The sequence below is a fragment of the Microcoleus sp. AT3-A2 genome (assembly GCF_036705685.1).
Taxonomy (GTDB): domain Bacteria; phylum Cyanobacteriota; class Cyanobacteriia; order Cyanobacteriales; family Microcoleaceae; genus Microcoleus.
Map to the genome: position 1 here is coordinate 17,762 of NZ_JAUBVF010000036.1, position 22,336 is coordinate 40,097.

Sequence of the window (22,336 nt, forward strand, 5' to 3'; positions counted from 1 at the left end):
CGCAAACCAAATCAAAAATTCTGGTGTTGGCTTCCAACCGCCCCATTCACGGTATGTTGGACTTGCCGTAGAGATACTCTGATTTTTTTCCCTCTAGGGCGTTTTACAGTGAGGAAAATGCAAAGGCTCACAAGAAATACTCGGTAAGTGGGAAACGAGCGAGACTTTAGTCCTGAGAGGAAAACGACCCGGCGATTTCAATCGCCTTGAATGCCCCTCGCGGGGCGGAGGGGTGTGGTTGCCCCAAGGCGTGAGGGTATGGTTGCCCTCAATCTCCCATTTCTGGGGTAAAGTTAGCTTGTCGGTCAATGTTTAGTGAGCTTGTTAGGCTGAAAGCACTGTTCCAGTGACTTTAGAACTGTTTAACCTTCAGCGACAGAGCAAGGAACTAGCTACGCATTCCAGGGTGTCGTGACTCAAAAAACGTAGCCAGTTAAGGCTTAGGCTGGTCAGTACAGCTTGGGAGAGATTTCTCTCACAAGCTCAGTGGCTTTAGCCCTGAGTTACTGATTGCCCGTCAGCTAAATGAGTCGTTTGACTCTTGAGCATTTTCGGGTTTGAGAGTAATGGAATTATATCATTGGTGTGCATGGGGTTTAGATGGGAGTTGGTTCTCCGAGTCCCGGCAATCCGCCCCGAGGGCCAAACTCATTTTAACAATTGGTGAAGTGCTGCACAGAAAAGGTGCGATCGTTTTCTGCTGCGGTTGTGTCCCATCTCGGTTTAAATTTAGATGTCTAGGAAGCCGATCGTCGGGTATTAATTATTTATGGTTCAGGAACGGACTTTACCAGTTTTTGACGCGCAAAGCGTAACCATTTCTCGGGATGAGGGCTTGATGCTCTACGAGGATATGGTCTTGGGGCGCTACTTTGAGGACAAGTGTGCTGAGATGTACTACCGGGGCAAAATGTTTGGTTTTGTCCACTTGTACAACGGTCAGGAAGCTGTCTCTACTGGCGTGATTCGATCGATGCGCCGGGATGACACCGATTACGTCAGCAGCACCTACCGCGATCACGTTCACGCTTTGAGCGCGGGCGTGCCGGCGCGGGAGGTAATGGCGGAGTTGTTCGGGAAGGAAACTGGTTGCTCGAAGGGCCGCGGCGGTTCGATGCATATGTTTTCGGCCGAACACCGACTGTTGGGAGGTTATGCTTTTGTGGCTGAGGGGATTCCTGTAGCTACGGGGGCTGCCTTTCAATCGAAGTACCGCCGCGAAGCTTTGGGGGATGAGAGTTCCGATGGCGTGACTGCTTGTTTTTTTGGCGATGGTGCTGCAAATAACGGGCAGTTTTTTGAATGTTTGAATATGGCGGCTTTGTGGAAGTTGCCGATTATTTATGTTGTGGAAAACAACAAATGGGCGATCGGGATGGCCCACGAGCGAGCTACTTCTGACCCGCTGATTTACAAGAAGGCTCATGCTTTTGGCATGGCTGGTTTTGAGGTTGACGGGATGGATGTTTTGGCAGTGCGGGAAGTGGCGAAGGAAGCTGTGGCGCGGGCGCGGGCCGGCGAGGGGCCGACTTTGATTGAGGCTTTGACTTATCGCTTTCGCGGCCATTCTTTGGCCGATCCTGATGAGTTGCGTTCTAAGGAAGAGAAGGAATATTGGTTCCCCCGCGATCCGATTAAGAAGTTGGCTGCTGATTTGATCGATCGAACTTTGGCAACTGCTGAAGAATTGAAAGAGATCGATAATAAAATTCAAGCAGTAATTGACGATGCAGTGGATTTTGCTGAGAAAAGCGCCGAGCCAGATCCTAGCGAATTGTATCGGTTTATCTATGCAGAAGATGAGTAAGCTGTTGTGCATTTAACTTGTATGTTTAGGGCGGTCAGGATGCCCAATCCACAAGAGTGATATATCCCTGTAGGGACGGGGCGAAAGCCTTTGTCCCTACTGCACTTCCTCAACCTGGAATACGCTGTAAGACTTACGTAAAAACTCGACTTGTAGCGTTGGCACTGCGAACCTTAATACCATAAATTGTGGCTAGAATCAAAGGTAGACTTTCTAGATGAAAAGAGGCGATATGATAAATCTCGATCGCAATCTAATTCAAGCCAGCAAAAATAAGGGTGCAGTTCGAGTCAAAGTCAAGCTAACGAATGCCATTGATGAAGAGTTAGTCAAGAGAGGATTGCTCAATCCAAATCTGTTGCGCGTGTACGAAGCAGAAGCACTGATAGATACTGGTGCAGTACGCACAGCTATTCCTGTAGAAGTCTACGAACACCTCGGCTTAAGAATTCGGAGTCAAGAAATAGTAAAATATATCGAATCAAGCTGAAGATCGAGAGGATCGGAAAATTCTCTGAGCTTGTCAGAACCAAGCTTATTTTTAAATAGTTGTGCTTGAACCCTTACCATGTCCCTCTCCCAAGTCCGAACTTATTTCTTTTATCTGCTATTCCTTGATTGAGAGAAAGATAAACGCCAGAGAACTCAGCGCGAAATAAATAAACACAGTAAAAGCCCGACTGGACACTCTCAGTTACAAGCTTGTTAAATATTGCTATCCAAGGAACTTTAGCCCAAGAACCATTCCCTGCGGAAGCTTTTACGCTATAGATTTCTGGTAATTCCAATGAAGCAATTATTGATTTCGGCACTACATTACTACATTTCTGACATAAGTAGCAAATGAATGTCCTTTGATGTTGTCGTTACTGACCAATGGATATTTCCAAAGGATTTTTTCAAGGGAGTCTCTAAGCGCCATAACCAATAATTAATGTTGCATCTTCAATTTAATTTATATAGTGCCTCACCAGCAGCTTTCAAATATTAACCCTGCGGATAACCCAGAGGTATAACCATTAATTATACCGCAACTGCGGTATAACATTTTATACCAGGTGTCAACTACCGCAAACTACCGCAAGATTAGCCGATCGCCCATCCTGTATATCGCCGCAAATGCAGCGCCACCCCCAACCCGCAAATCTCCCTTGCAGAAAGTAGCACAAACGTGATACGGTATAAGCTTGTGTCCAAATAACACCAGTTCATGCCAAAACTCAAAACTCGCAAAGCAGCCGCAAAGCGCTTTAGAGCGACCGGCAGCGGTAAAATTGTGCGCCGTAAAGCTTACAAAAGCCACTTGCTACAGCACAAAAGTTCAGCTCGCAAAAGCCGTCTATCTAAGCTGGTCGTCATCGACGAGACCAACGATGCTAACGTGCGGTTAATGCTTCCATACTTGTAAAGTTTAACGGAAATTAAAGATGACACGGGTAAAACGCGGTAATGTCGCCAGAGCGCGCCGCAAAAAAATTCTCAAATTAGCCAAGGGTTTCCGAGGCGCACAGTCGAAACAGTTCCGCACAGCTAACCAACGGGTGATGCAGGCCCTGCGTAACGGTTATCGCGATCGCAAAAAACGCAAACGCGATTTCCGCCGCCTGTGGATTGCTCGGATCAATGCCGCATCGCGCCAGCACGGCACGAGCTACAGCAGACTGATCGGCAACATGAAAAAAGCCAACATCGAAATCAACCGCAAAATGCTGGCACAAATGGCGATCATTGACCCGGCAACATTCGGTAAAGTCGTGGAAATGGCTAATCGAGCCGGAGCCTGAAAGTTCCCTTGATTCTCAGAAAGCACAAAGCAGAAGTAAGAAAGATTTAACGGTCTGCCAGAGAAGGAAAACTCCTGATAAATTTAGGATGTTGAGACAAACTTTCCTTCTTTGTTCTTACTTCTGGACTCTGGCTTTTTCAGAAATCGCGATCGGGCCAGTCGATCGCTATTTCCTTGTTTTTTATACAGTTGCAGAGGCAAATCTCAGAGATTGCTAGCGCCTTAAAATAAATAAAACCTTCCACAGACCTACCTAAATTTAAGAAAAACATGGATAGTAATTTACTGATTGTTTACCTGACAGTCCTGCTCGCTATACTCGGCAGCAGTTCCTGGTTTGTGGTGCGCCAGATTCTCAAAACTCGGAAGCTGGAAATGTCTCTGGAACGCTTAGAAAATAAGCTGACAGTAGAAAAAGGAACAGCACAGGAATACTACGAATTAGGAAGTATCTATCTAGATAAGAAGCTTTACTCCCAGGCGATCGTACTGTTTCAAAAAGCCCTGAAAGCCAAAGACTTAGAAGGCGAAGAAAATCAAGCTGTTATTTACAACGCCCTCGGTTTTGCACACTTCGGCCAAGAACAGTACGACATCGCGATCCGCCAGTACAAAGAAGCCCTGAAGTTGCAGCCAGAATACGTTACCTGTCTCAACAACCTGGGTCACGCCTACGAGCGCAAGAAATTAACCGCTCAAGCCTTGGAAATGTACGAACAAGCTCTCGCCTGCGAGCCAGACAATACCACTGCCAAACAGCGAGTAGAGTCCCTTCGGAAGCGTTTGGTAATCTATAATTGAGCGCCCTTGTGAGGAGCAATAGAGATCCCGCAAACCTGGTTTCATTCAGAAACCGGGTTTTTTCTTAACATAGTCCAAGATACTAAACTATCCAACACATTAATGCGTTAGTTTTTAAGAACAGGAATTCCGAGTGAAGCTCGATCACACACCGTCCCAACACTTTAAATTACTGTCAAGATAAAAGCAGTACCTGCAACGCCGGTCAGTCCTAAACAATAGAAGGAGGAGAACGTAGTGACATCAATTCTCGTTGTCGAAGATTCGTGGTTGACTCGCAGGGTAATCTGCAAAATCCTGCGAGCAGAAGGATACGAGACTTGGGAAGCATCCAGCGGCCCAGAAGCTCTAGAACTGCTGGGCACTAAAACCCCAAACTGTATGCTCTTAGACCTGCTGATGCCAGAAATGGAAGGTCGGGAAGTCCTGCAAGCCATGCGCGATCGAGGATATAAAATTCCAGTGATCGTCATTACCGCAGACATCCAAGCAAGCACCCGCTCCGAGTGCATGGAACTCGGAGCCCTGGCAGTCATTCACAAAATGCCCAACTCAGACGAACTAATCGGATGGATCAAAAAAGCTCTCAGTGTCAGCGAGGAGAGCACCCAATGAAATTAAGCACTCGACAGCTCGATGCTTTGCAGGAACTCGTCAACATCGGGATCGGTCAAGCCGCAGGGGTTTTGAACGACATGATTGACTCCCCGATTCGCTTGCAAATCCCCTACCTTCAAATCCTGACTCCCATTGACGTGGAAGAGGAGTTAGAGCAACACCTCAACGGCGAGCAAATCGCCGCTGTCCAGCTCAAATTCACAGGCTCCTTTGGAGGCATTGCCCAGCTAGTTTTTCCCACAAACAGCGCTGCCCTGCTGGTGACAATGCTTACAGGGGAAGAAGTTGGAACTCAGGATCTCGATTCAGTCAAAATTGGTACGCTGAGTGAAGTGGGAAATATTGTAATTAATGGGGTCATGGGTGCAATCAGCAACGTACTTCAGCAGCGCCTGAACTATTCAATTCCCACTTATAGCGAAGGGACGATTGCTAGTTTGCTGATATCTGGCGGTTTAGCTACTGATACAGTTGTTTTATTAGCCCAGACCAGTTTCATGATTGAAAGGCTTCACATTGAAGGAGATATCATTCTTATTTTCAATGTTAATTCCTTTGACACCTTGTTGACTGCTATCAATCAACTTGCCGGGGGTCTATGATTGAGGAGAGCAAAAGTATTAAGGAAAAGTTTGGGGTTCTCGACAGCGTACCAGTCGGCGCCTGCTTGCTGCAAGATGATTTTGTGGTGCTGTTTTGGAACGCTTGTCTGGAAGAGTGGACTAAAATTCCCCGCAGCCAAATATTGGGAACAAAGATCACAACCCATTTTCCTCACCTGAGTCAGTTAAAGTACGCCACTCGCTTCAAGCAAATCTTTGCAGGAGGCCCGCCAACAATTTTTTCTTCTCAAATTCACAAACACCTGATTCCGGCAACTTGGCAAGACGGCCAGCAGCGAATTCAGCAAACTACTGTGACTGCTGTGCCGGCCCTAGAGGCTGGCATAGAAGAACAGGAGATTAGAGACTGGGTTCTCCATACTCTTGAGTTGGAATCAGAGGGTAGTGTCGGAGTCGGCTCATCAAGAAGTGCTTTTTTGTCTAGGGAATCTGCACCCTCAGCTTCGTCATCAATATGGCCGGGGGTCAATGCCCCATCGTTCTACGCGCTGCTGGTGATTCAAGACGTGACCGACCTCACCCATCGCATCCAAGCTTACCGCACAATGCGGGATCAAGCTGTGGAAGAAGTGCAAGTGCGTCAGCGGGTGGAGGAAGAATTGCGATCGAGCCAGCATTTCATCCAGCAAATTGCTGACGCGGCGCCTTATTTGCTCTACATCTACGATTTGACCGAACAGCGCAACGTCTACGTCAACGGTCAAGCTTCTAAATTGCTGGGCTACACTCCCCAAGAAATTTTACAGATGCAAACTGCTTTGTACTCGAGTTTGGTGTACCCAGAAGATTTGCCGAGGCTCAAAGCCCACCAGAAAAAATTTCCCTCGACTCAAGACGGGCATATTTTGGAGTTGGAGTATCGGCTCAAACATCGATCGGGCGAATGGCGCTGGTTTCGCTGCCGCGACCAAGTTTTCGCCCGCACAGCCGACGGCTGCCCCAAACAAATTTTCGGCACCGCTCAAGATATCACCGAGTACAAACGGGCACAAGAGGCGCTGCGGCAGCAGAACGAACGAGAACTGCTGATGGCGACGATTACTCAGCATATCCGCCAGTCTCTGGATTTGGGTGAAGTGCTCAGCACGACAGTGACAGAAGTGCGTCAGTTCCTTCAGGCCGATCGAGTGATGATCGTCCGCTTCAACCCCTGTACCGGCAGTGTCTGCGCCGCCCCGGCGAGGGGGGCGGTAACAGTGGAATCTGTAGCTGCCAACTGCAAGCCGATGTTGGGGGAAACCCTGGAAAAATTCTGTTTTGACGAGTTCTATCTCGAAGCCTACCAACATCGGGCGATCCGACCGATCGCCGATGTCTTGGCCGCCGATTTGCCGCAATATCAAATTGATTTGCTCGCACAATTCGCGGTGAGAGCTTATTTGGTTGTGCCTTTAGTGCAAGGAGACGAGTTGTGGGGGCTGCTGATGGCCCACCAGTGCAGCCCCCGGCAGTGGATGCAGTTGGAAGTAGAGTTGCTGTCTTCTCTAGCCACCCAGTTGGCGATCGCCATCAAGCAAGCAGAACTATACCAGCAGTTGCAAGCAGCCAACCTCAAGTTAGAGCGCTTGGCTACTTCGGACGCACTCACGCAGCTAGCAAACCGCCGACGGTTCGATCAGTATTTAGAAATGGAGTGGCGTAGACAAGCGCGGGAACAAATGCCCATGTCCCTGATTCTCTGCGATATTGATTCTTTTAAAAGTTACAACGATACTTACGGGCATCAAGGCGGGGACGAATGTTTGCGACAAGTCGCCGCGGCGATCGCCGATGCAGTCAATCGCCCCGCCGATTTAGTAGCTCGCTACGGAGGCGAAGAATTTGCCGTTATTCTGCCAAATACCTCGATTCAAGGCGCAGTGATCGTAGCCGAACAAATACAGCTTACAATCGCAGCTTTGCAGCTTCCCCACGCTGGTTCTCAGGTGAGCGAGTACGTCACTCTCAGCCTGGGCGTAGCGAGTATTGTTCCTGGATCTGAATCGGGAGCCGAAATTCTGATTGCCGCAGCCGACCAAGCCCTGTATCAAGCTAAACGACTTGGGCGCGATCGTATCCAACTTTACCAGCCTGATCCTGCTGCTGGCAAGCCGAATGGGACAGGCACTTCGATACTTCCTGTAGATTTTTCTCTACCCAACACTAATTTACCCTCTCCCACCAACGCTTGACGAATTGCCATATTTGTGAATTCAGAGTAGTTATATCAGTCCGCAAAAAAAATGCCACTGTAAGCCCGTGATCCAAACCCTGATATCCCTCTTCTGTCATTGGGAGCATCCCGGTTTTGCAAAAGCCTCAAATGGCCAAGAGGTCGTTGAGGTAAGCACAACGAAGTTTTAGCATTTGATTGACATTTTTTTTCAACCATTGAAAAGAAAGAAATTTTCAACCTTCTATCTAGGGCTTGCTGAATCAGTGAGAAAAGTAAACAGTGTAGGGATTTTCCGACCAAAAAAGTAGTAAGGGTGCAAGAAAAACAGGTATAATAACTCAAAACCCGTGCATCACCACCTGCGAGCGTCTATAGAAAAGCTGAGCTTGCCCTAAGCCCCCCATCCGACTTTGAAATCCCCTTTGAAGGAAGATTGTCAGAAGATAACCGTTGGGTGAAAATGGCGCAACTAATCCCGGGCGTCAGAGTTTGAATCAGAATATGCTGAAAATTTCCCCACCGAAATGGGAGCACCAGCCAAATCATTTAGGATGGCATTAGGGGCATTAATTATTAAAGAGAAGCTGGGAATCAGCGACATAGAAATAGTAGAACAGATCCGAGAAAACCCATACCTGCAATACTTTATCGGTCAATTAGCCAGAGCATAATGAACCCCCATTTGACCCATCACTATTAGTCCACTTTCGGCAGCGGATTAGTGGGAATTTAATCAATAAAGTCAATGAAGGAATGGTCAATAAAATACGGGAATCCACCTCAAAGCCACCCGAAAAAAAAAGGATTCGGAGGTAAAAAATGAGTCAGCAAATCTAGGAAAATTAATCGTAGATGCGACCTGTGTTCCAGGAGACATTAGCTATCCGACGGACTTAGGACTATTAAACCGAGCCAGAGTTCACACCGAAAAAACCATCGACATTCTCTATAATGCTCTCAAAGTAAAAATTCCTAAAAAACCCAGAACCTACAGTAATATTGCCAGAAAAAACTATTTAGCAGTAGCCAAACAACGACGACCTAAACGAAACAAAAAAAACCAAGCAATTAAAAAACAACTGCAATATATCAAAAGAAACCTCGCTCATATTGAACAACTAATCGAGTCAGATGCCACCCTACAAAGTCTGATCCAAAAGCAGTATAAGACCTTGCTAGTCCTCACAGAAGTATATCAGCAACAACTGTGGTTATTTGAAAATAAGAAACAGAGCAGGACAGTTGGGGTAAGTTTAAGCCAACCGCACATCCGTCCTATTGTCAGAGGAAAAGCAGGGAAACCCGTAGATTTTGGAGCCAAACAGGAGCGCGAGTTGCATTAAAGGATATGTATTTTTAGACCGGATAAGTTGGGATAACTTTAACGAATCAGGAGACTTAAAAGCACTCATTTGAAGCATTTAAAAGTTACACATGATACTACCCAGAATCAGTCCATGCGGAGCGCATTTATCGAACAAGATAAAACCGAGCGGGCGTGTAAAGAAAGAGGAATTAGAATTAGTGGCCCCCCTTGAGGAAGGCCACCAGCAAATGTTAGTAAGGAAACAAAGAAACAAGCCTGCTTAAGATGAAAGAATTAGAAATGCAATTGAGGGCAAGTTTGGACAAGGAAAAAGAAGATTTAGCTTGAACCGAGTGATGACAAAACTTGATAATACTTCGGAAACAGCCATTGCTATTACTTTTTTAGTGATGAACCTTTCTACCTGGTTAAGACGGGTTTTTTGTGTGTTTTTATGTCAAAAACCGAAAATCACACCTATTTACGATTCAATGATTATTAAAAGCTATAACTGGGCAAGTTATAGTCAACAAAAAGTCATGTTTCGCCGAGCTTGAATTGCCCATCAAGTGCGATGCCTACGGCTGGCTACGCCTACGCGATTTTTCCTAACTTATTCAGCAAGCCCTAGTTGAACACAAGCTGGCTGCTTGTGTGAGTTTGTCGCCAATTCACTCTATTTATACTTGGCAAGGCGAGATTCATGCCGAGTCAGAGTGGCAGTTGCTGATTAAAACTGATTTGGCTAAATTTGAGGCTTTAAAAACAAAAGTTCAGGAGCTCCATTCCTATGAAGTTCCCGAAATTATTGCTATTCCTATTATCGCTGGCAGTGATGCTTATCTCAATTGGCTGGGAAAATCTTTAAGTTTGTAGTCAAGACTTTAGTCCTAAAGTGTCAAATGAAGAGGGACGAAAGTCCCTACTACAAATGCTCACGAACCTAGGAATTATGACTGGTAGGGCCAATGACGCCGATTTTGTGGCGAAAACTTAGTTCGCCGCCGTACCAGCCTGTAATGCCCAGCAAGGTTGCCACGACGATCGATATTGCTAAACCTGTATACACGATCGGCTCAGCCGGATTTCCTTGTCGCAACAGCAGGTTAATCAAGGAAAGTACCATAACCGCCACATTGCCGCCCATGTGCAACCAACCGGCACTGCGCTCGCGCACTCTTTTAACTTTGAAAAACTCTAAAAAGCCGGTGATTGCCGCCAAAATCCCCGCAGCAAAACCCACACCGATCAGCCAAACCGAAGCTCTCGCCCAAAACGGATCGCTTGTCAGCCAATAACCGATGTCCGTGGCGGCGGCTCCTACTAAAAAGGCGATCGGAAACAGTACGATCGCGGGGTGGATCGGATGCCCTGCAATTGCAACTGAACTCGTAATGCCGGCGTCGCGATACTCTGTATCGTGACTTTCAAGAATCGGCGGAATATTGGGATAGGGCGTACTATTTCTGGGATTTGTTTCCATGATTCCTACAGATAACTTTTGTACAACTAAGCCGTTTTTATTGGATTGAACTTAATCCCAAACCCGTTCGCCATTTTCGTCAACGCGGGCCTGCCGAACTACGTCAGAAATTTCGTCGGCGTCTTTGACGTGGTGCAAAGCTTTCTTTTCCCCATCCGGTTCTTCTACGATCACATAAGTTGGAACTGTAACTTTATCTCCCGTGATGTCGGGTACGTTGTCTACCGCCAGTTGCTGCGCTTTTTCTTCAATGGTTTGCGGTTCGTCGGAAATGCGATCGCCCGGATTGGTACTGCGGTTAATATCTTTTTTCTCGTTCGGTTTGTCGATACTCATAAAACCTCTCTGGTGTTTCTAATTTTTTGCTGGTTCTGGGTCTAATTCCTACTATTGAACGAAAAATATGCCTACGCGAACATCTCCCGAGGGGTGGAAGTTTCAGTTATGCCGATCGCAGGGAGCCTCTACCTACAGGAAGAGGTTTTTCGATTGGTGCCGAAAAAACGTAAGCTAAAATCTAAGCATGATATTTTCCTTCCCTTTGAGTTGCCCATGAAAAGTTACGATTGGATTGTTGTCGGCGGTGGAATTACGGGTGCGGCACTGAGTTACGAACTGGCACAAAAAGGTTTTGCTGTGCTGCTTTTGGAACGAGATGCTACCATGCAAAATGCTACTCGTTTTAGTTATGGTGGCTTGGCTTATTGGTCGGGAACGACTGATTTAACTCGGCAATTGTGTCGGGAAGGTATCGAACGCCACCGCCATTTATCTGCCCAATTAGATGCTGATACTGAGTTTCGCGAGTTGGATTTGTTGCTGACAATTGATGCGGGTAATGATGCCGAAAAAGTGGCGGCTAATTACGCGCATTTTGCGATCGTTCCGCAGCTTTTGAGTGTTGCAGAAGCTGGCGAGTTGGAACCTTTGTTGAATAAAAGTGCGATCGCCGGAGCTCTGACTGTGCGTCACGGTCACATTTCGCCGACTGCCACAAATAAAGCTTATTGTCAAGGGTTTCTGCGGTTGGGAGGCACTATAGAATTTGCTGAAGTAATTGGGTTGATCGAAGAGGGAAATCGGATTTCGGGAGTCCAGACGCTACAGGAAAGTTATACCTGCGAAAATACGGTTATTTGTGCTGGAGGTTGGAGTCGGAGTTTACTGAAGCTGGCTGGTGTTTCCGTGGGAGTTTATTTTACTCGCACGGAAATTTTGGAAACTGCACCTGTGGATTTGAAACTCAGGACTTTGGTGATGCCTGCGGTATTAAAACGTTTTGAATTGGAAGCTAAATCTAGTAAAAATGAGGTGGATTTTCTGTGGGATGAACCTGGTAAAGAGTTACAGCCGGCGATTTTAGATTCGGGTGCAATTGGGTTTAATGATGGGAGTTTGCGGATCGGGCAATTGTCTCGCACTTTGAGCGATTTGAATGCTAAAGTCGATCGCGAAACCAGCGAAACGGCAATTCGTGCAGGAATTGGCAAAGTTTTGCCGGATTTGGCAGGTTTACCGGCAACGTGGCACGAGTGTAGTGTGGCCTTCAGCGCTGATAATTTGCCTGTAGTGGGGCCGATTGCCGATCGCCCCGGATTGCACGTTTTTTCTGGTCTCAGCAATCCTTTGACGATTGTACCTGCTTTGGCTGAGCGATTTGCGAAGGCGGCGGGGGGAGAAGAAGATAGGGCGATCGAGCTTTTATCTCCCCATCGATTTATAGCAGAAGGAAGTTCGGCAACGGATGTAACGGATGTAACGGATGTCAGGAAGAAGGAAGAAGGAAGAAGGAAGAAGGAAGAAGGAAGAAGGAAGAAGGAAGAAGGAAGAAGGAAGAAGGATAGATGACTAATGACTAATGACTAATGACTACTGACTACTGACTAATGACTACTGACTACTGACTACTAACTATAAAAGGCAGCGTGACAATAAATGTAGTACCTTTGTCGATCGCACTTTCCACACTTATTGTACCGCCGTGCAGGTCAACTATGTGTTTGACAATGCAGAGTCCCAAACCCGATCCTTTAATCTTGCCTACATTAGCACCCCGTTCAAACTGCTGAAATAGTTTTCCTTGATATTCCGGTGTCATCCCAATTCCCTCATCTCGAACGCACAAAATTATTTGTTGGTTTTCGCAGCTTAATTCTAAACTTACCTTGCCGCCGTTTGGAGAATACTTAATGGCGTTTGAAAGCAAATTAGTCAGAAGGTGGTGCAGTAGTTTGGCATCGAGATTGGCGTGCAGCGGATTTGTGTGACTGCAAAAATGTACTAGGTGTTTATCGGTGACGATAGGTTGCAGTTCTTCTAAAATAGAATTGCATAAATCAGTCGCATTGATCGGATTTAAATTTAAGGAAATTTTGCCGGATTCTGCTTTGCTAAGCATTAAAATATCTTCCAGCAACCCACTCATATTACTGACGGCTTTTTTAATCCGATCAACATTCTTATTGGGAGTTCCAGAGGTTCTCTGCAATTCGCTATCTTCTAGCATTTCAGCAGATAATTGTATGGTAGTTAAAGGAGTGTTTAAATCGTGGTAAGCCATTGAAATAAAGCGCGATCTATTTTCGCTTTTTTCTGCTGCTAATGCCATTATTTTTTTCAGACTAACTGCTTCTTGATGTTTGCTCAGTGCTATCTTGATAGTGGCGTGCATTTCTCTTTCTTTAAAAGGTTTAAGAAGGTAGCCGTAAGAACCAGTATTTTCGGCTCGCTGCAAAGTTTCGTCATCGGCATAGGCAGTTGTATAGATAATTGGTATATCTAATTCTTGATTAATTATTGCTGCTGTTTCTATGCCGTCAATGTCGCCTTTGATAACTATATCCATTAAAATTAAATCGGGTCTTAGTTCGCGGGCGCGCTGAATAGCATCCGCTCCTGAAGAAACGATATCGGCGATTTGATATCCCAATTTTTCTAATTTAGGAGATAAATTTTTAGCAATTAACAGTTCGTCTTCGACAATCAAAATATTAATTGGTTTTTCGGCCAAACTCATATTGTTACAATCTTTGAAAGTAGTTTAACTCATTAAATTTTAAGTGAAAGGATGTACCAAATTCTCTGGATATTTCAATTGTTCCTTCTAACTGCTCGGTTAAAGTGCAGACAACTTGAAACCCCATTGAGTGAGTTTTCCGAAAATCTAAGTTTTGAGGAAAGCCAATGCCGTTGTCCTTAACTAAGAGGTTGATTTCTTGATCGCCCGTTTGATAGCATTCTACACTAACTGTACCAGTTGTGCCATCAGGAAAAGCGTGTTTCAGGGTATTGGAAACCAATTCATTGGCAATTAAACCGCAGGGAGTAGCAGTTTCAAGATTTAGGGAAATTGGCTCAGCTAATACCTGCAACTGAATTTGGTTGTTGCTAATATTGTAAGAGTGAAACAAGTTACTTACCAAATCTTCGAGATATTCGCCAAAATTAATTTGCGCTAGGTTAGTCGAGCGATACAGTTTTTCGTGAATCAGAGCCATAGAATAAAGGCGATTCTGACTTTCTTCCAACATTTTGCTTACTTGTGGGTCGGCAACTGTGTTCGATTGCAATTCTAACAGACTGGCAACCACGCAGAGGTTGTTTTTGACGCGGTGGTGAATTTCTTTAAGCAAAATTTCTTTTTCTTTGAGGGAGTTTTTTAAATTTGCTTCCGCTTGTTTGCGGTCGCTAAGTTCAGCTTGCAGTTGCTGGTAAAGTAGAGATTGCTGAATGGCGATCGCCAATTGATTCACTAACTGCTGAAATAAATTGATTTCCCATTCTGCCCAATCGCGAGGGCCATCACATTGGTGGGCAATCAGCAATCCCCAAAGTTGGCTGTGCTGAATAATCGGCACTACTAACTTTGCCCTAACTTGAATTTGTTTCATAAACTCCGCCACACAAGCTGTAAGGAAGGGAGAATCTAGTTCGGAGATCGCAGAAATTCGCCCTTGCAAATAAAGCTGATAACTATCAGGGGGAAAAACCTCTTCGCCAAAACATCTATCTACGAGTTGGCTGCATCCTTCTGCCACGGCTTCAGCAATGACTCGCCCGCCACCTTCGGGTAAAAGTTGATAAACCAAAACTCGATCGGCTAATAATACTTGCTGGAGTTCCGCAACCGTGGTGTTGAGAATTTCCGCTAATTGCAAAGACTGGCGGACACGACGGGCGATCGCCTCCACAAGCCGTTCTTGCTCGAACTGCTGCCCCCTAGCGAGTTCGGCGTATTTAGAATTGCTGATATCAGCGGCGTAACCAATAATTTCGATCGGAATGCCCCTGCTGTCAACCAATAGTTTTAGTTCCGTCCTTAGCCAGCGGTAAATTCCGTCTTGGTGTAGAAAACGATACTCGGAAATGCAATTTTTTTCTGCAGACAAATCCGAAAAGTTTACTAGAAATTGTGGCCGATCTTCAGGGTGAATCCTACTAGACCAAAATTTACAATCTGCTAACAATTCTTGGGGAGCGTAGCCAAAGATTGTCTGAACGTTGTCGCTGATGTAAGTAGTACAAAAGTCCCCCATCGGTGCGGCTGTAAAAATTACCGCCGGATTAGAACCCAGTAAAAATTGCAGGCGTTCTTTTAACTGCTGAAATTCCATTTCTGCTCGCTTACGATAACTGATATCTTCGATCGCCCCCATGCTGTAGAGAGGAATGCCCTCGCGATCGCGGATCAGCGTCACCGTCAAGTTTGCCCACATCAGCTCGCCATTTTTCTTAATTAACCGTTTTTCCCTTTGGAAACGAGAAATATTGCCGCCGATCAACTGCTTGACTTGCTCCACATCTGCTTGTAAATCTTCTGGATGTGTGAGTTCAGTAAAAGTCATGCTAGCCAACTCCGAATCGCTGTAGCCCAACATCTGGCGGTGAGCTTCATTCACTTTGATCGTGCGGTAGTCGCGCACGCTTGCCAAACCAAGCGCGATCGGAGCATCGTCAAATAAGTTACGAAACTTTTCCTCGCTCTTTTGCAGTGCAGCTTCTGCGTGTTTGCGAGCGGTAATGTCTCGGGCGACCCACATCACCCGATCAATCTCCAGCGGCGAAATACTGGCATCAAACCAAAATAATTTGCAGCCGATTTCCATACTGTATTCAACTCTGTGGGTTTGCCCAGATGCCAATGTTTGGCGAATGTGGGCTAGGGCAAAATTAGCTTCCGCTTCTGGGAAGATTTCGGCGAGGGTTTTGCCCAGCACTTCAGGAGCCGGTTTGTACAGCAGTTCGGGAGCAGTAGGGGCAATTTTGAGGTAGCGGCCTTTTGCATCGAAAACTAGGACGATATCCGTCATGGCGTTAAACAGCGCTAGCAGTTCGGCTTCGGAGTTTTGGAGTTTTTCTTCGGTCAATTTGCGATCGGTAATGTCGGTGTCCGTGCCAGTCAGGCGGAAGGCCTTGCCAGAAGCCGATCGGATCGCGCTGCCGCGGGCAAGTATCCAGCAGGTGCTGCCGTCTTTACGCAGCATCCGGTGTTCTATTTGATAAATTTCTGTCAAACCCTCTAGATAAGCATTTACTGCTTCGGCGACTGCAACTCGATCGTCGGGATGAACATGAGACGCCCAATTTTCCATGCGGTTAGGAATCTCTGCGTCCTGATACCCCAACAAAGCTTTCAAAGACGGAGCAATATAGATTTCGTCGGTTTCCAAATTCCAGTCCCAAACCCCCACTTTGCCGGCCGAGACGGCCATTTCGTACCATTGTGTCCGCTGCTGCACTCGCAGTTCTAACTCTGCATTGAGCTGCTGCAAAGCGATTTCTGCTTGTTTGCGATCCGTGACATCCCGGCCCGCAGCTTGATACTCGACGATTTGTCCGCTGTTGTCGAATATCGCCCGATCGATCCACTGCTGCCAGCGAATGTCCCCGCTCGGCAAAATTACTCGATGTTCGCAGGTAAAAATAGGGTTTTCGGGAGACACAGAAGTATATTGCTGTTGAAAAATTTCTCGGTCTGCTTCTGGCAGCAGCGACATGAAGCATTTGCCGAGTAAGTCGAACGGTTGCAGGCCGAAATAACGGCAGTAAGCTTGATTGACAAAAGTTATTTTACCGTCTGGGAGGTAGCGGCAAATCAGTTCGGTTTGGTCTTCCACAATCGCCAGGTAGCGCGCCTCGCTCTGTCGCATGGCATTTTCGGCATTTTGGCGATCGCTGGCTTTTTCTAGTTCACAATTGCCCTCTAACAGTTCGCATTGTTCCTGGAGTTTTGCCACTTCTTGATGCAGTGCATCGAGCCAGCTATACATTGCTGGGCGAATGCTTTTTTCGCTGACTATACCTACTGGCTGACCCCGTTCATCTACAATTGGCAAGCAATCGATCGAGTATTGACAAAATAGCTTGAATGCGGTAGTAATATCTGTAAATTCTGATTCTTGTAAGACAATTAAATTCCGCGTCATTGCGTCGCCAACTTTCATGTCTTGCCATCCGTATTCGGCCGCGGCTAAGTTCAGCACATCTTCCGGGCTTAGCAGTCCGACTAGCTGATTTTCATCGACAACTAAGACGCAATTAATCGATGCTTTTACACTTTCGTTTGAGTCGGGAAATGCAGGTGAATTAGGCAGTGGGCAAGGGTGGCTCGCCCGACGCATCAGGGCGATCGCCTCTGCGAGCGAAGTTGATGGCGCAACCGTGGCAGGGTGGCGATCGACAGCTTCGTCGGGCGATCGTAAATTTGCCGACAAATTAGCTAGTTCCATTAGTATTGGTCAAAAAGTATTGCTAATTAACTTTAGCAATACTTTTAGTCATCAGCCAGATGACTGATGACTGATGAGCTGCCTGATTTTCGACCAATGAGAATATAAGTTTTCATTACACCTTTGCCTTTAACTTCAATCATTCCTCGCTCCTGAAACAAATATTTGTTTTCCAAAAATTTATAAGTAGTTTCGCTCACTTGAATCCGCCAAGGTAAACCCTGAGATTCCATGCGGGAAGCAATATTTACCGTGTCGCCCCATAAATCATAAATAAACTTCTTTATACCAATTACTCCGGCAACAACCGGGCCGCTGTGAATGCCGATGCGGATGCTAAAAAACTTATTATTTTTAGCATTAAATCGGGCTATTTCGGCTTGCATATCTAGGGCAATTTGGGCGATCGCATCTGCGTGGTCGGCCCTGGGTTCAGGCAGTCCTCCTACTGCCATGTATGCGTCGCCGATGGTCTTAATTTTTTCTAAACCGTGCTGTTCGCACAAAACGTCGAATCCTGAGAAAATCTTATTTAGGAGATCCACAAGTTCGATCGGATTCATGACAGCAGACAAAGCAGTGAATCCCACAATATCTGCGAACAAAACAGTCACTTCAGGAAAGTATTCGGCAATAGTAGTTTCGTTTTGCTTGAGACGTTCTGCTATTGCCTTGGGCAAGATATTTAACAGCAGCTTTTCGGATTTTTCTTGCTCTTCTCGCAAGGCATCTTCTGCTTGCTTGCGTTCCGTTATGTCCTGGTAACTCCAGACTCTGCCGATAATTTTATCTCCCAGCCGCTGCGGTTGCGAATAGCGTTCAAAAAATCTGCCGTCTTGAAATTCCAACAAATCGTAACTTTCGGCTTCTGGCTGCTCGTAAAGCAATTCTCTTCTCTCTTGGAATGCTTGGGGGTCTTTGAGTTGGTTCAGGAGAAAAGCGTTCAGTGTGGCGTCGTCTCGCAGTGCCATCACTTCATTAGGTATGCCCCACATTTCCACAAATTGTCGATTGAAAGTGACTATTTTTCCGTTCCTGTCAATAGCTAAAATACCGTCTGCAGTAGAATCAAAAGTTGCTAGCAGCAGGGACACAGATTTACCGAGGGCGTCTTCTGCCATTTTTCTAGCAGTAATGTCTCGCAAAATAGCGCGAATCGCTACTAGGAAGCCTGCCGAAAATTTACAGCTTATGCTGCCTTCTAGCAAGATTTTTTCATGATTTTTAGTTATAAATATTATTTCGATCGAGGCTGGATATAATGTATTTTCATTTACAGTTTTTTGGGTAATAGCTTGATATAATATATCCATAGACTCTGGGGAACTGTTCGGATGAATGATATCAAAAACAGTCATTTGAGCAATTTCTGCTTCGCTGTAGCCCAGAGTTTCCCGCCAAGCCCGATTTACATACAAAAAATGACCGTCCGCTCCTATACTTTGAATTAAGTCAGTAGCATTTTCAAATAAGTCTCGCAGTTGTTCTTCGCTTTCCCGCAAAGCTATTTCAGCTTGTTTGCGCTTGATAAATTGACCGAGTTGGCTGCCTATGGTTGCCATTATTTGGAGTAATTCTTCATCAAAACACTGCACTTCGCGGCTGAAGAAAATCATCACCCCTAACACAGACTTTGCAGAATTTTCAGGGTCGTAGTCGCCCGAAATTGGAAAACCAAAAGCTCCGTGCAGCCCTTCTTCAGCAGCGATTTCGCGGCGCAAACAACTGTCGCTTTTTGTGACATCGGCAATCCACTGAGAGGAACCGCTAGCCCAAACGAAACCGGGTAATCCTTCGCCAAACGCACAAGTCATTTGTTCGGTAAATTCGGCAAATTTGGGGATAGAAACTGAGCGTTTTGTCCAACTGGCGACGCACCGAAGCAAATTGGGGTCAGAAACCCCAGTTATTCTCGTAGTTTCTGACAGCAGTTTTTCCCCAGATTCTGGCATCCAAAGTTCGGCAGTATCCCATCCCAAGCTGTCACAAATTACGGGGAGAATTGCTGCTATAGCTTTTTTGATTGTTTCGGATGCCGACAGGATACGAGTGGTGACGTACTGAGTTATTTGTCGTTTGCGGGCCCGCTGTCTATCTGTGACATCGCGGCCGATGTAAACGAAATCTTGAACGGCCCGCCCAGAGCCAGAAAAACCTTTAATGTCAGTCGAAATGGCCGTACAGGAAAACGAAACTGTGAGCTTTTCTCCGCTTTTTGCCGTGCAAATTACTTCGGCGTTAGTTTGCAATTGTTGAGGTTCCTCTTGGCTGACTGCTTGCAAAGAGGAGCCAAAAGCAGCAAGAGCATCTATTTGCTGGCCTACTAATTCTGATTCGCTGTAACCGAACAAATCTTGAGCCGCTTGATTGACTTTTTTAATCTTTCCCGAGGCTGTTGTTACCAACAAAACTTCGGCCATTGAAGTAATAATTTTTTCAACATAATTATTAGTAGCCGCTAAGGTACTCAATAAAATATCCATTTCATTGGTAGCTTGCACTAGAGTTTGTTCTAACGCCATCCTGTCGCTTACGTCTTGAAAAAATATAATTAATCTCTGATAATTATCGTCATTTGTGAACTCCACGATATACATATCAAAATAAAGCTGCGAACCATTTTCTAATAGTCGCGTCATTGCTTTTAATTCAAAATTTGGCAAACGTTTTTCAAAAATATCGATTAAAATTTCTTCAGTTCCCACCAATTCGGGAAAGGGAATGCGGACATCCTTGCCAGCGACTACTTCCTCGGGACAGTCGGCAAACCGCTGCACTTTCAGAGAGATTTCTTGGATTAAAAAGTTTTTATCCAGTGCTAGGTACTCCAAGTGGTGAGGAACTAACAGTTTTTTAAACAAGGTTTTCATGTGAGGTTTTTAGTATTGAAGGCGCCCTCTGGATTAATTATCTAAAATTAAATTAATTAATTAATTAATTAATCTCGGTTTATCAAATGGAATTCTGACTATAAAGGTAGTGCCTAGCCCTATCTCGCTGGAAAATTCGATTTGACCCCTGTGCAATTCTACACACTGTTTGACTATGGATAAACCCAGTCCTGTACCGGGTATTTTTCCGACATTTTTGGCTCGATAATAAGATTCAAAGAGTTCTTCTTGGTCTTCGAGAGGAATGCCAATGCCTGCGTCTTTAATTTTAAATGTAACTTCTTGATTATTCTGACAATTTAATTCAAAATAAATATGGCTGTCGAGGGGTGAATATTTGACAGCATTTGACAGCAAATTTGTCAAAATGTGCCGCAGCAATTTTGGATCGAGTGCGGGCAACTGTTGCGTTTCCTGCGACTCATTATCATTTTGTTTCGCGGGCGTAACTAATTCTTGATAAATAAAGTTAATTGTATGATTTTTTCCATAACTAATTTTAATTGATTCTACTAACTCGCTGCAAAATTTTTTTAAGTCAACTGGTGCGGGATAGAATTCGAGTTTTCCTGCTTCGGCGCTGCTGAGCAACCGCACGTCCTCTAATAGCTGAGCCATTTGTTGAGATGCTGATTTAACGTGCGCGAGGTATTGTTGTTTTTCCGCGTTCGTGATTTCGTCGCCGTAGTCTTGGAGAATTTTAGTAGCAAATAATACTGTACTTAAAGGATTGCCGAATTCGTGAGCAATCATCGAGAAAAAACGAGATTTTACCTGTCTGAGTTCTTGCTCTTTTGCCAAAGAGCCGCGAATTTCTATTTCTTGTTGTTTGCGTTCTGTGATGTCCCTGCCTATATAAATGAAATCGTAAAGTCCCTCTAATTCTGTCTGAATTGCCGAACAGGAAAATTCTACCCAAAGTTTTTCTCCTGCTTTAGTAGTGCAGACTATTTCTAGTTCTCTACGCAGCTCTTTCTGAGACAGAATATAGCGGTGGCGAGCTTGGTAAATTAATGTTTCTTCGACTAATATTAAAGACAGGGGGTTGCCGATCAATTCTGCTTCGCTATACCCAAATAACCATTGGGCCGATTGATTAATTGTTTTGATAGTTCCTAGTGTTGTTGTCACCAATAAAGCATCGCCCATCGAACGAATAACTTTATCTATATAATCTTTAGAAGCCGCTAAGGCGCTCACCAAAAGATTAGCTTCATTCGCGCTCTGAATCAACGATTGCTTCATCACCATCTTTTCGGTGGTATCTTCAATCAAAATTAGCAATTTACTCGGCACATCTTCTTGTTCTTCTTCATATTTGATAGCCAACATATCAAAGTATAAAGGGCGGTTAGGGTCGGCAAACCGAGCGATACCTTTGACTTCAAAACCTGGCAGCCGTCCCATAATGATAGACATGAGGATATTTTCAATGCCAATCAGTTCGGGAAAACTCAGGCGAGCATCTACACCTGGTATAGCCTCGCCCGGAGTATCGGCGTAATGCTGCACTTCGGCGGAGGTTGCCTGAATGATAAAATGGTGATTGACTACAAAATACTGTGTTTGTCGCGGGCCCAACAGCTTTCTTAACAGGGGGTTCATGCTTGTTCTACCATTGTGTAAGCTAGTTTGTAGAAAATTTCGTCAACGTCTTTGCCTGTTTTAGCAGATGTCGTGCAAACTGCTATTACTTTGTCTTGACCTATGGAATGGGACATTTCCACTAGCAGCGCCAATTTTTCCTCATCAATCAAGTCTACTTTGTTCAAAGCGACGATAATTGATCCTTTAGGATTGACTGAAGAATAAAGCTGAATGTGTTCGGAGATTCGCTCAACAGTTTCCGAGCGGCTGACATCGGCAACGATTAAAACGCCGCTAGCTCCCTGCAAGTAAGTCGGTGCTATTCCTTTGAATTTTGTATGCCCTTCTAAGTCCCAAATTAGTAACTGTGCAGTCACGTTTTCCCGCTGTTTTACGCCTTCTAATTCTACGTTTTTGCGAGAAATTTTTACTCCCACGGTGGAGAGGTATTGGTCGCTGAATTGCCGATCGACAAAACGGCGGATCAGGCTGGTTTTGCCCACGCCAAAATCGCCGATCATACACATTTTTTTAGATATAGTAACTGACAT

Annotated in this window: 18 protein-coding genes and 1 pseudogene; 11 read left to right on the forward strand and 8 right to left on the reverse strand. The window is 45.4% G+C overall.

Features of this window, described 5'->3' with window-relative positions:
* Nucleotides 1-769 precede the first annotated feature (769 nt).
* Together pdhA and QUB37_RS19215 are read left to right on the forward strand one after the other, a co-directional pair.
* Nucleotides 770-1,807 carry a pyruvate dehydrogenase (acetyl-transferring) E1 component subunit alpha gene (gene pdhA / locus QUB37_RS19210; protein ID WP_333063130.1) on the forward strand — a complete coding sequence of 346 codons (1,038 nt, stop codon included), beginning with the start codon at nucleotides 770-772 and terminating at the stop codon, nucleotides 1,805-1,807.
* A gap of 217 nt (nucleotides 1,808-2,024) precedes the next feature.
* Entirely contained in the window at nucleotides 2,025-2,297 is a 273-nt protein-coding gene (locus tag QUB37_RS19215; RefSeq protein ID WP_333164977.1) for a hypothetical protein, read from the forward strand.
* 73 nt (nucleotides 2,298-2,370) lie between these two features.
* Here the strand turns inward: QUB37_RS19215 and QUB37_RS29875 are convergent, their stop codons facing one another.
* The gene (locus tag QUB37_RS29875; protein WP_445300041.1) at nucleotides 2,371-2,652 is read right to left on the reverse strand and encodes an MrcB family domain-containing protein; all 282 of its coding nucleotides are present in this window, start codon (nucleotides 2,650-2,652) and stop codon (nucleotides 2,371-2,373) included.
* A gap of 365 nt (nucleotides 2,653-3,017) precedes the next feature.
* On the opposite strand from QUB37_RS29875, the gene rpmI reads away from it, so the two are divergent.
* From rpmI to cutA, 8 genes and pseudogenes are all read left to right on the forward strand, one after another.
* On the forward strand, nucleotides 3,018-3,215 hold the full coding sequence (gene rpmI, locus QUB37_RS19220; protein ID WP_006634164.1) for a 50S ribosomal protein L35: 198 nt from the start codon (nucleotides 3,018-3,020) through the stop codon (nucleotides 3,213-3,215).
* Between the two features lie 19 nt (nucleotides 3,216-3,234).
* Nucleotides 3,235-3,591 carry a 50S ribosomal protein L20 gene (gene rplT, locus QUB37_RS19225; protein WP_006634165.1) on the forward strand — a complete coding sequence of 119 codons (357 nt, stop codon included), beginning with the start codon at nucleotides 3,235-3,237 and terminating at the stop codon, nucleotides 3,589-3,591.
* 272 nt (nucleotides 3,592-3,863) lie between these two features.
* The gene (locus QUB37_RS19230) at nucleotides 3,864-4,394 is read left to right on the forward strand and encodes a tetratricopeptide repeat protein (RefSeq protein WP_333164980.1); all 531 of its coding nucleotides are present in this window, start codon (nucleotides 3,864-3,866) and stop codon (nucleotides 4,392-4,394) included.
* A gap of 237 nt (nucleotides 4,395-4,631) precedes the next feature.
* Entirely contained in the window at nucleotides 4,632-5,009 is a 378-nt protein-coding gene (locus tag QUB37_RS19235) for a response regulator (RefSeq protein WP_333164983.1), read from the forward strand.
* Entirely contained in the window at nucleotides 5,006-5,614 is a 609-nt protein-coding gene (locus QUB37_RS19240) for a chemotaxis protein CheC (protein ID WP_333164986.1), read from the forward strand. Before QUB37_RS19235 ends, QUB37_RS19240 begins: the two co-directional genes overlap by 4 nt.
* Complete coding sequence (locus QUB37_RS19245; RefSeq protein WP_333164989.1) at nucleotides 5,611-7,806, forward strand: diguanylate cyclase domain-containing protein; 2,196 nt, start codon at nucleotides 5,611-5,613, stop codon at nucleotides 7,804-7,806. The genes QUB37_RS19240 and QUB37_RS19245 overlap by 4 nt, the downstream gene beginning before the upstream one ends.
* A gap of 399 nt (nucleotides 7,807-8,205) precedes the next feature.
* Nucleotides 8,206-9,653 (forward strand): annotated as a pseudogene (locus QUB37_RS19250) (IS5 family transposase).
* 58 nt (nucleotides 9,654-9,711) lie between these two features.
* On the forward strand, nucleotides 9,712-9,972 hold the full coding sequence (cutA, locus tag QUB37_RS19255; RefSeq protein WP_333165043.1) for a divalent-cation tolerance protein CutA: 261 nt from the start codon (nucleotides 9,712-9,714) through the stop codon (nucleotides 9,970-9,972).
* A 67-nt stretch (nucleotides 9,973-10,039) separates the two neighbouring features.
* Here the strand turns inward: cutA and QUB37_RS19260 are convergent, their stop codons facing one another.
* Entirely contained in the window at nucleotides 10,040-10,579 is a 540-nt protein-coding gene (locus QUB37_RS19260) for a DUF2231 domain-containing protein (protein ID WP_333164992.1), read from the reverse strand.
* A 51-nt stretch (nucleotides 10,580-10,630) separates the two neighbouring features.
* Nucleotides 10,631-10,915: a hypothetical protein gene (locus QUB37_RS19265; RefSeq protein ID WP_333164995.1), complete on the reverse strand. Its 285-nt coding sequence runs from the start codon at nucleotides 10,913-10,915 to the stop codon at nucleotides 10,631-10,633.
* 216 nt (nucleotides 10,916-11,131) lie between these two features.
* On the opposite strand from QUB37_RS19265, the gene QUB37_RS19270 reads away from it, so the two are divergent.
* Nucleotides 11,132-12,427 (forward strand): FAD-binding oxidoreductase, encoded by a 1,296-nt coding sequence (locus QUB37_RS19270; protein ID WP_333164997.1) that lies wholly within the window; start codon nucleotides 11,132-11,134, stop codon nucleotides 12,425-12,427.
* A gap of 49 nt (nucleotides 12,428-12,476) precedes the next feature.
* On the opposite strand, the gene QUB37_RS19275 is transcribed toward QUB37_RS19270, so the two are convergent.
* From QUB37_RS19275 to QUB37_RS19295, 5 genes are read right to left on the reverse strand one after another with little or no spacing between them, the layout of a single operon-like run.
* Nucleotides 12,477-13,595: an ATP-binding protein gene (locus tag QUB37_RS19275; protein ID WP_333164999.1), complete on the reverse strand. Its 1,119-nt coding sequence runs from the start codon at nucleotides 13,593-13,595 to the stop codon at nucleotides 12,477-12,479.
* A 4-nt stretch (nucleotides 13,596-13,599) separates the two neighbouring features.
* Complete coding sequence (locus QUB37_RS19280; protein WP_333165001.1) at nucleotides 13,600-17,307, reverse strand: PAS domain S-box protein; 3,708 nt, start codon at nucleotides 17,305-17,307, stop codon at nucleotides 13,600-13,602.
* 44 nt (nucleotides 17,308-17,351) lie between these two features.
* A complete protein-coding gene (locus tag QUB37_RS19285) occupies nucleotides 17,352-20,177 on the reverse strand; it encodes an adenylate/guanylate cyclase domain-containing protein (RefSeq protein ID WP_333165004.1) in 2,826 nt (941 codons plus the stop codon).
* Nucleotides 20,178-20,237: 60 nt separating this feature from the next.
* Nucleotides 20,238-21,803: a PAS domain-containing sensor histidine kinase gene (locus QUB37_RS19290; protein ID WP_333165006.1), complete on the reverse strand. Its 1,566-nt coding sequence runs from the start codon at nucleotides 21,801-21,803 to the stop codon at nucleotides 20,238-20,240.
* Nucleotides 21,800-22,336, reverse strand: a complete 537-nt coding sequence (locus QUB37_RS19295) for a Rab family GTPase (RefSeq protein WP_333165008.1) — start codon at nucleotides 22,334-22,336, stop codon at nucleotides 21,800-21,802. Before QUB37_RS19295 ends, QUB37_RS19290 begins: the two co-directional genes overlap by 4 nt.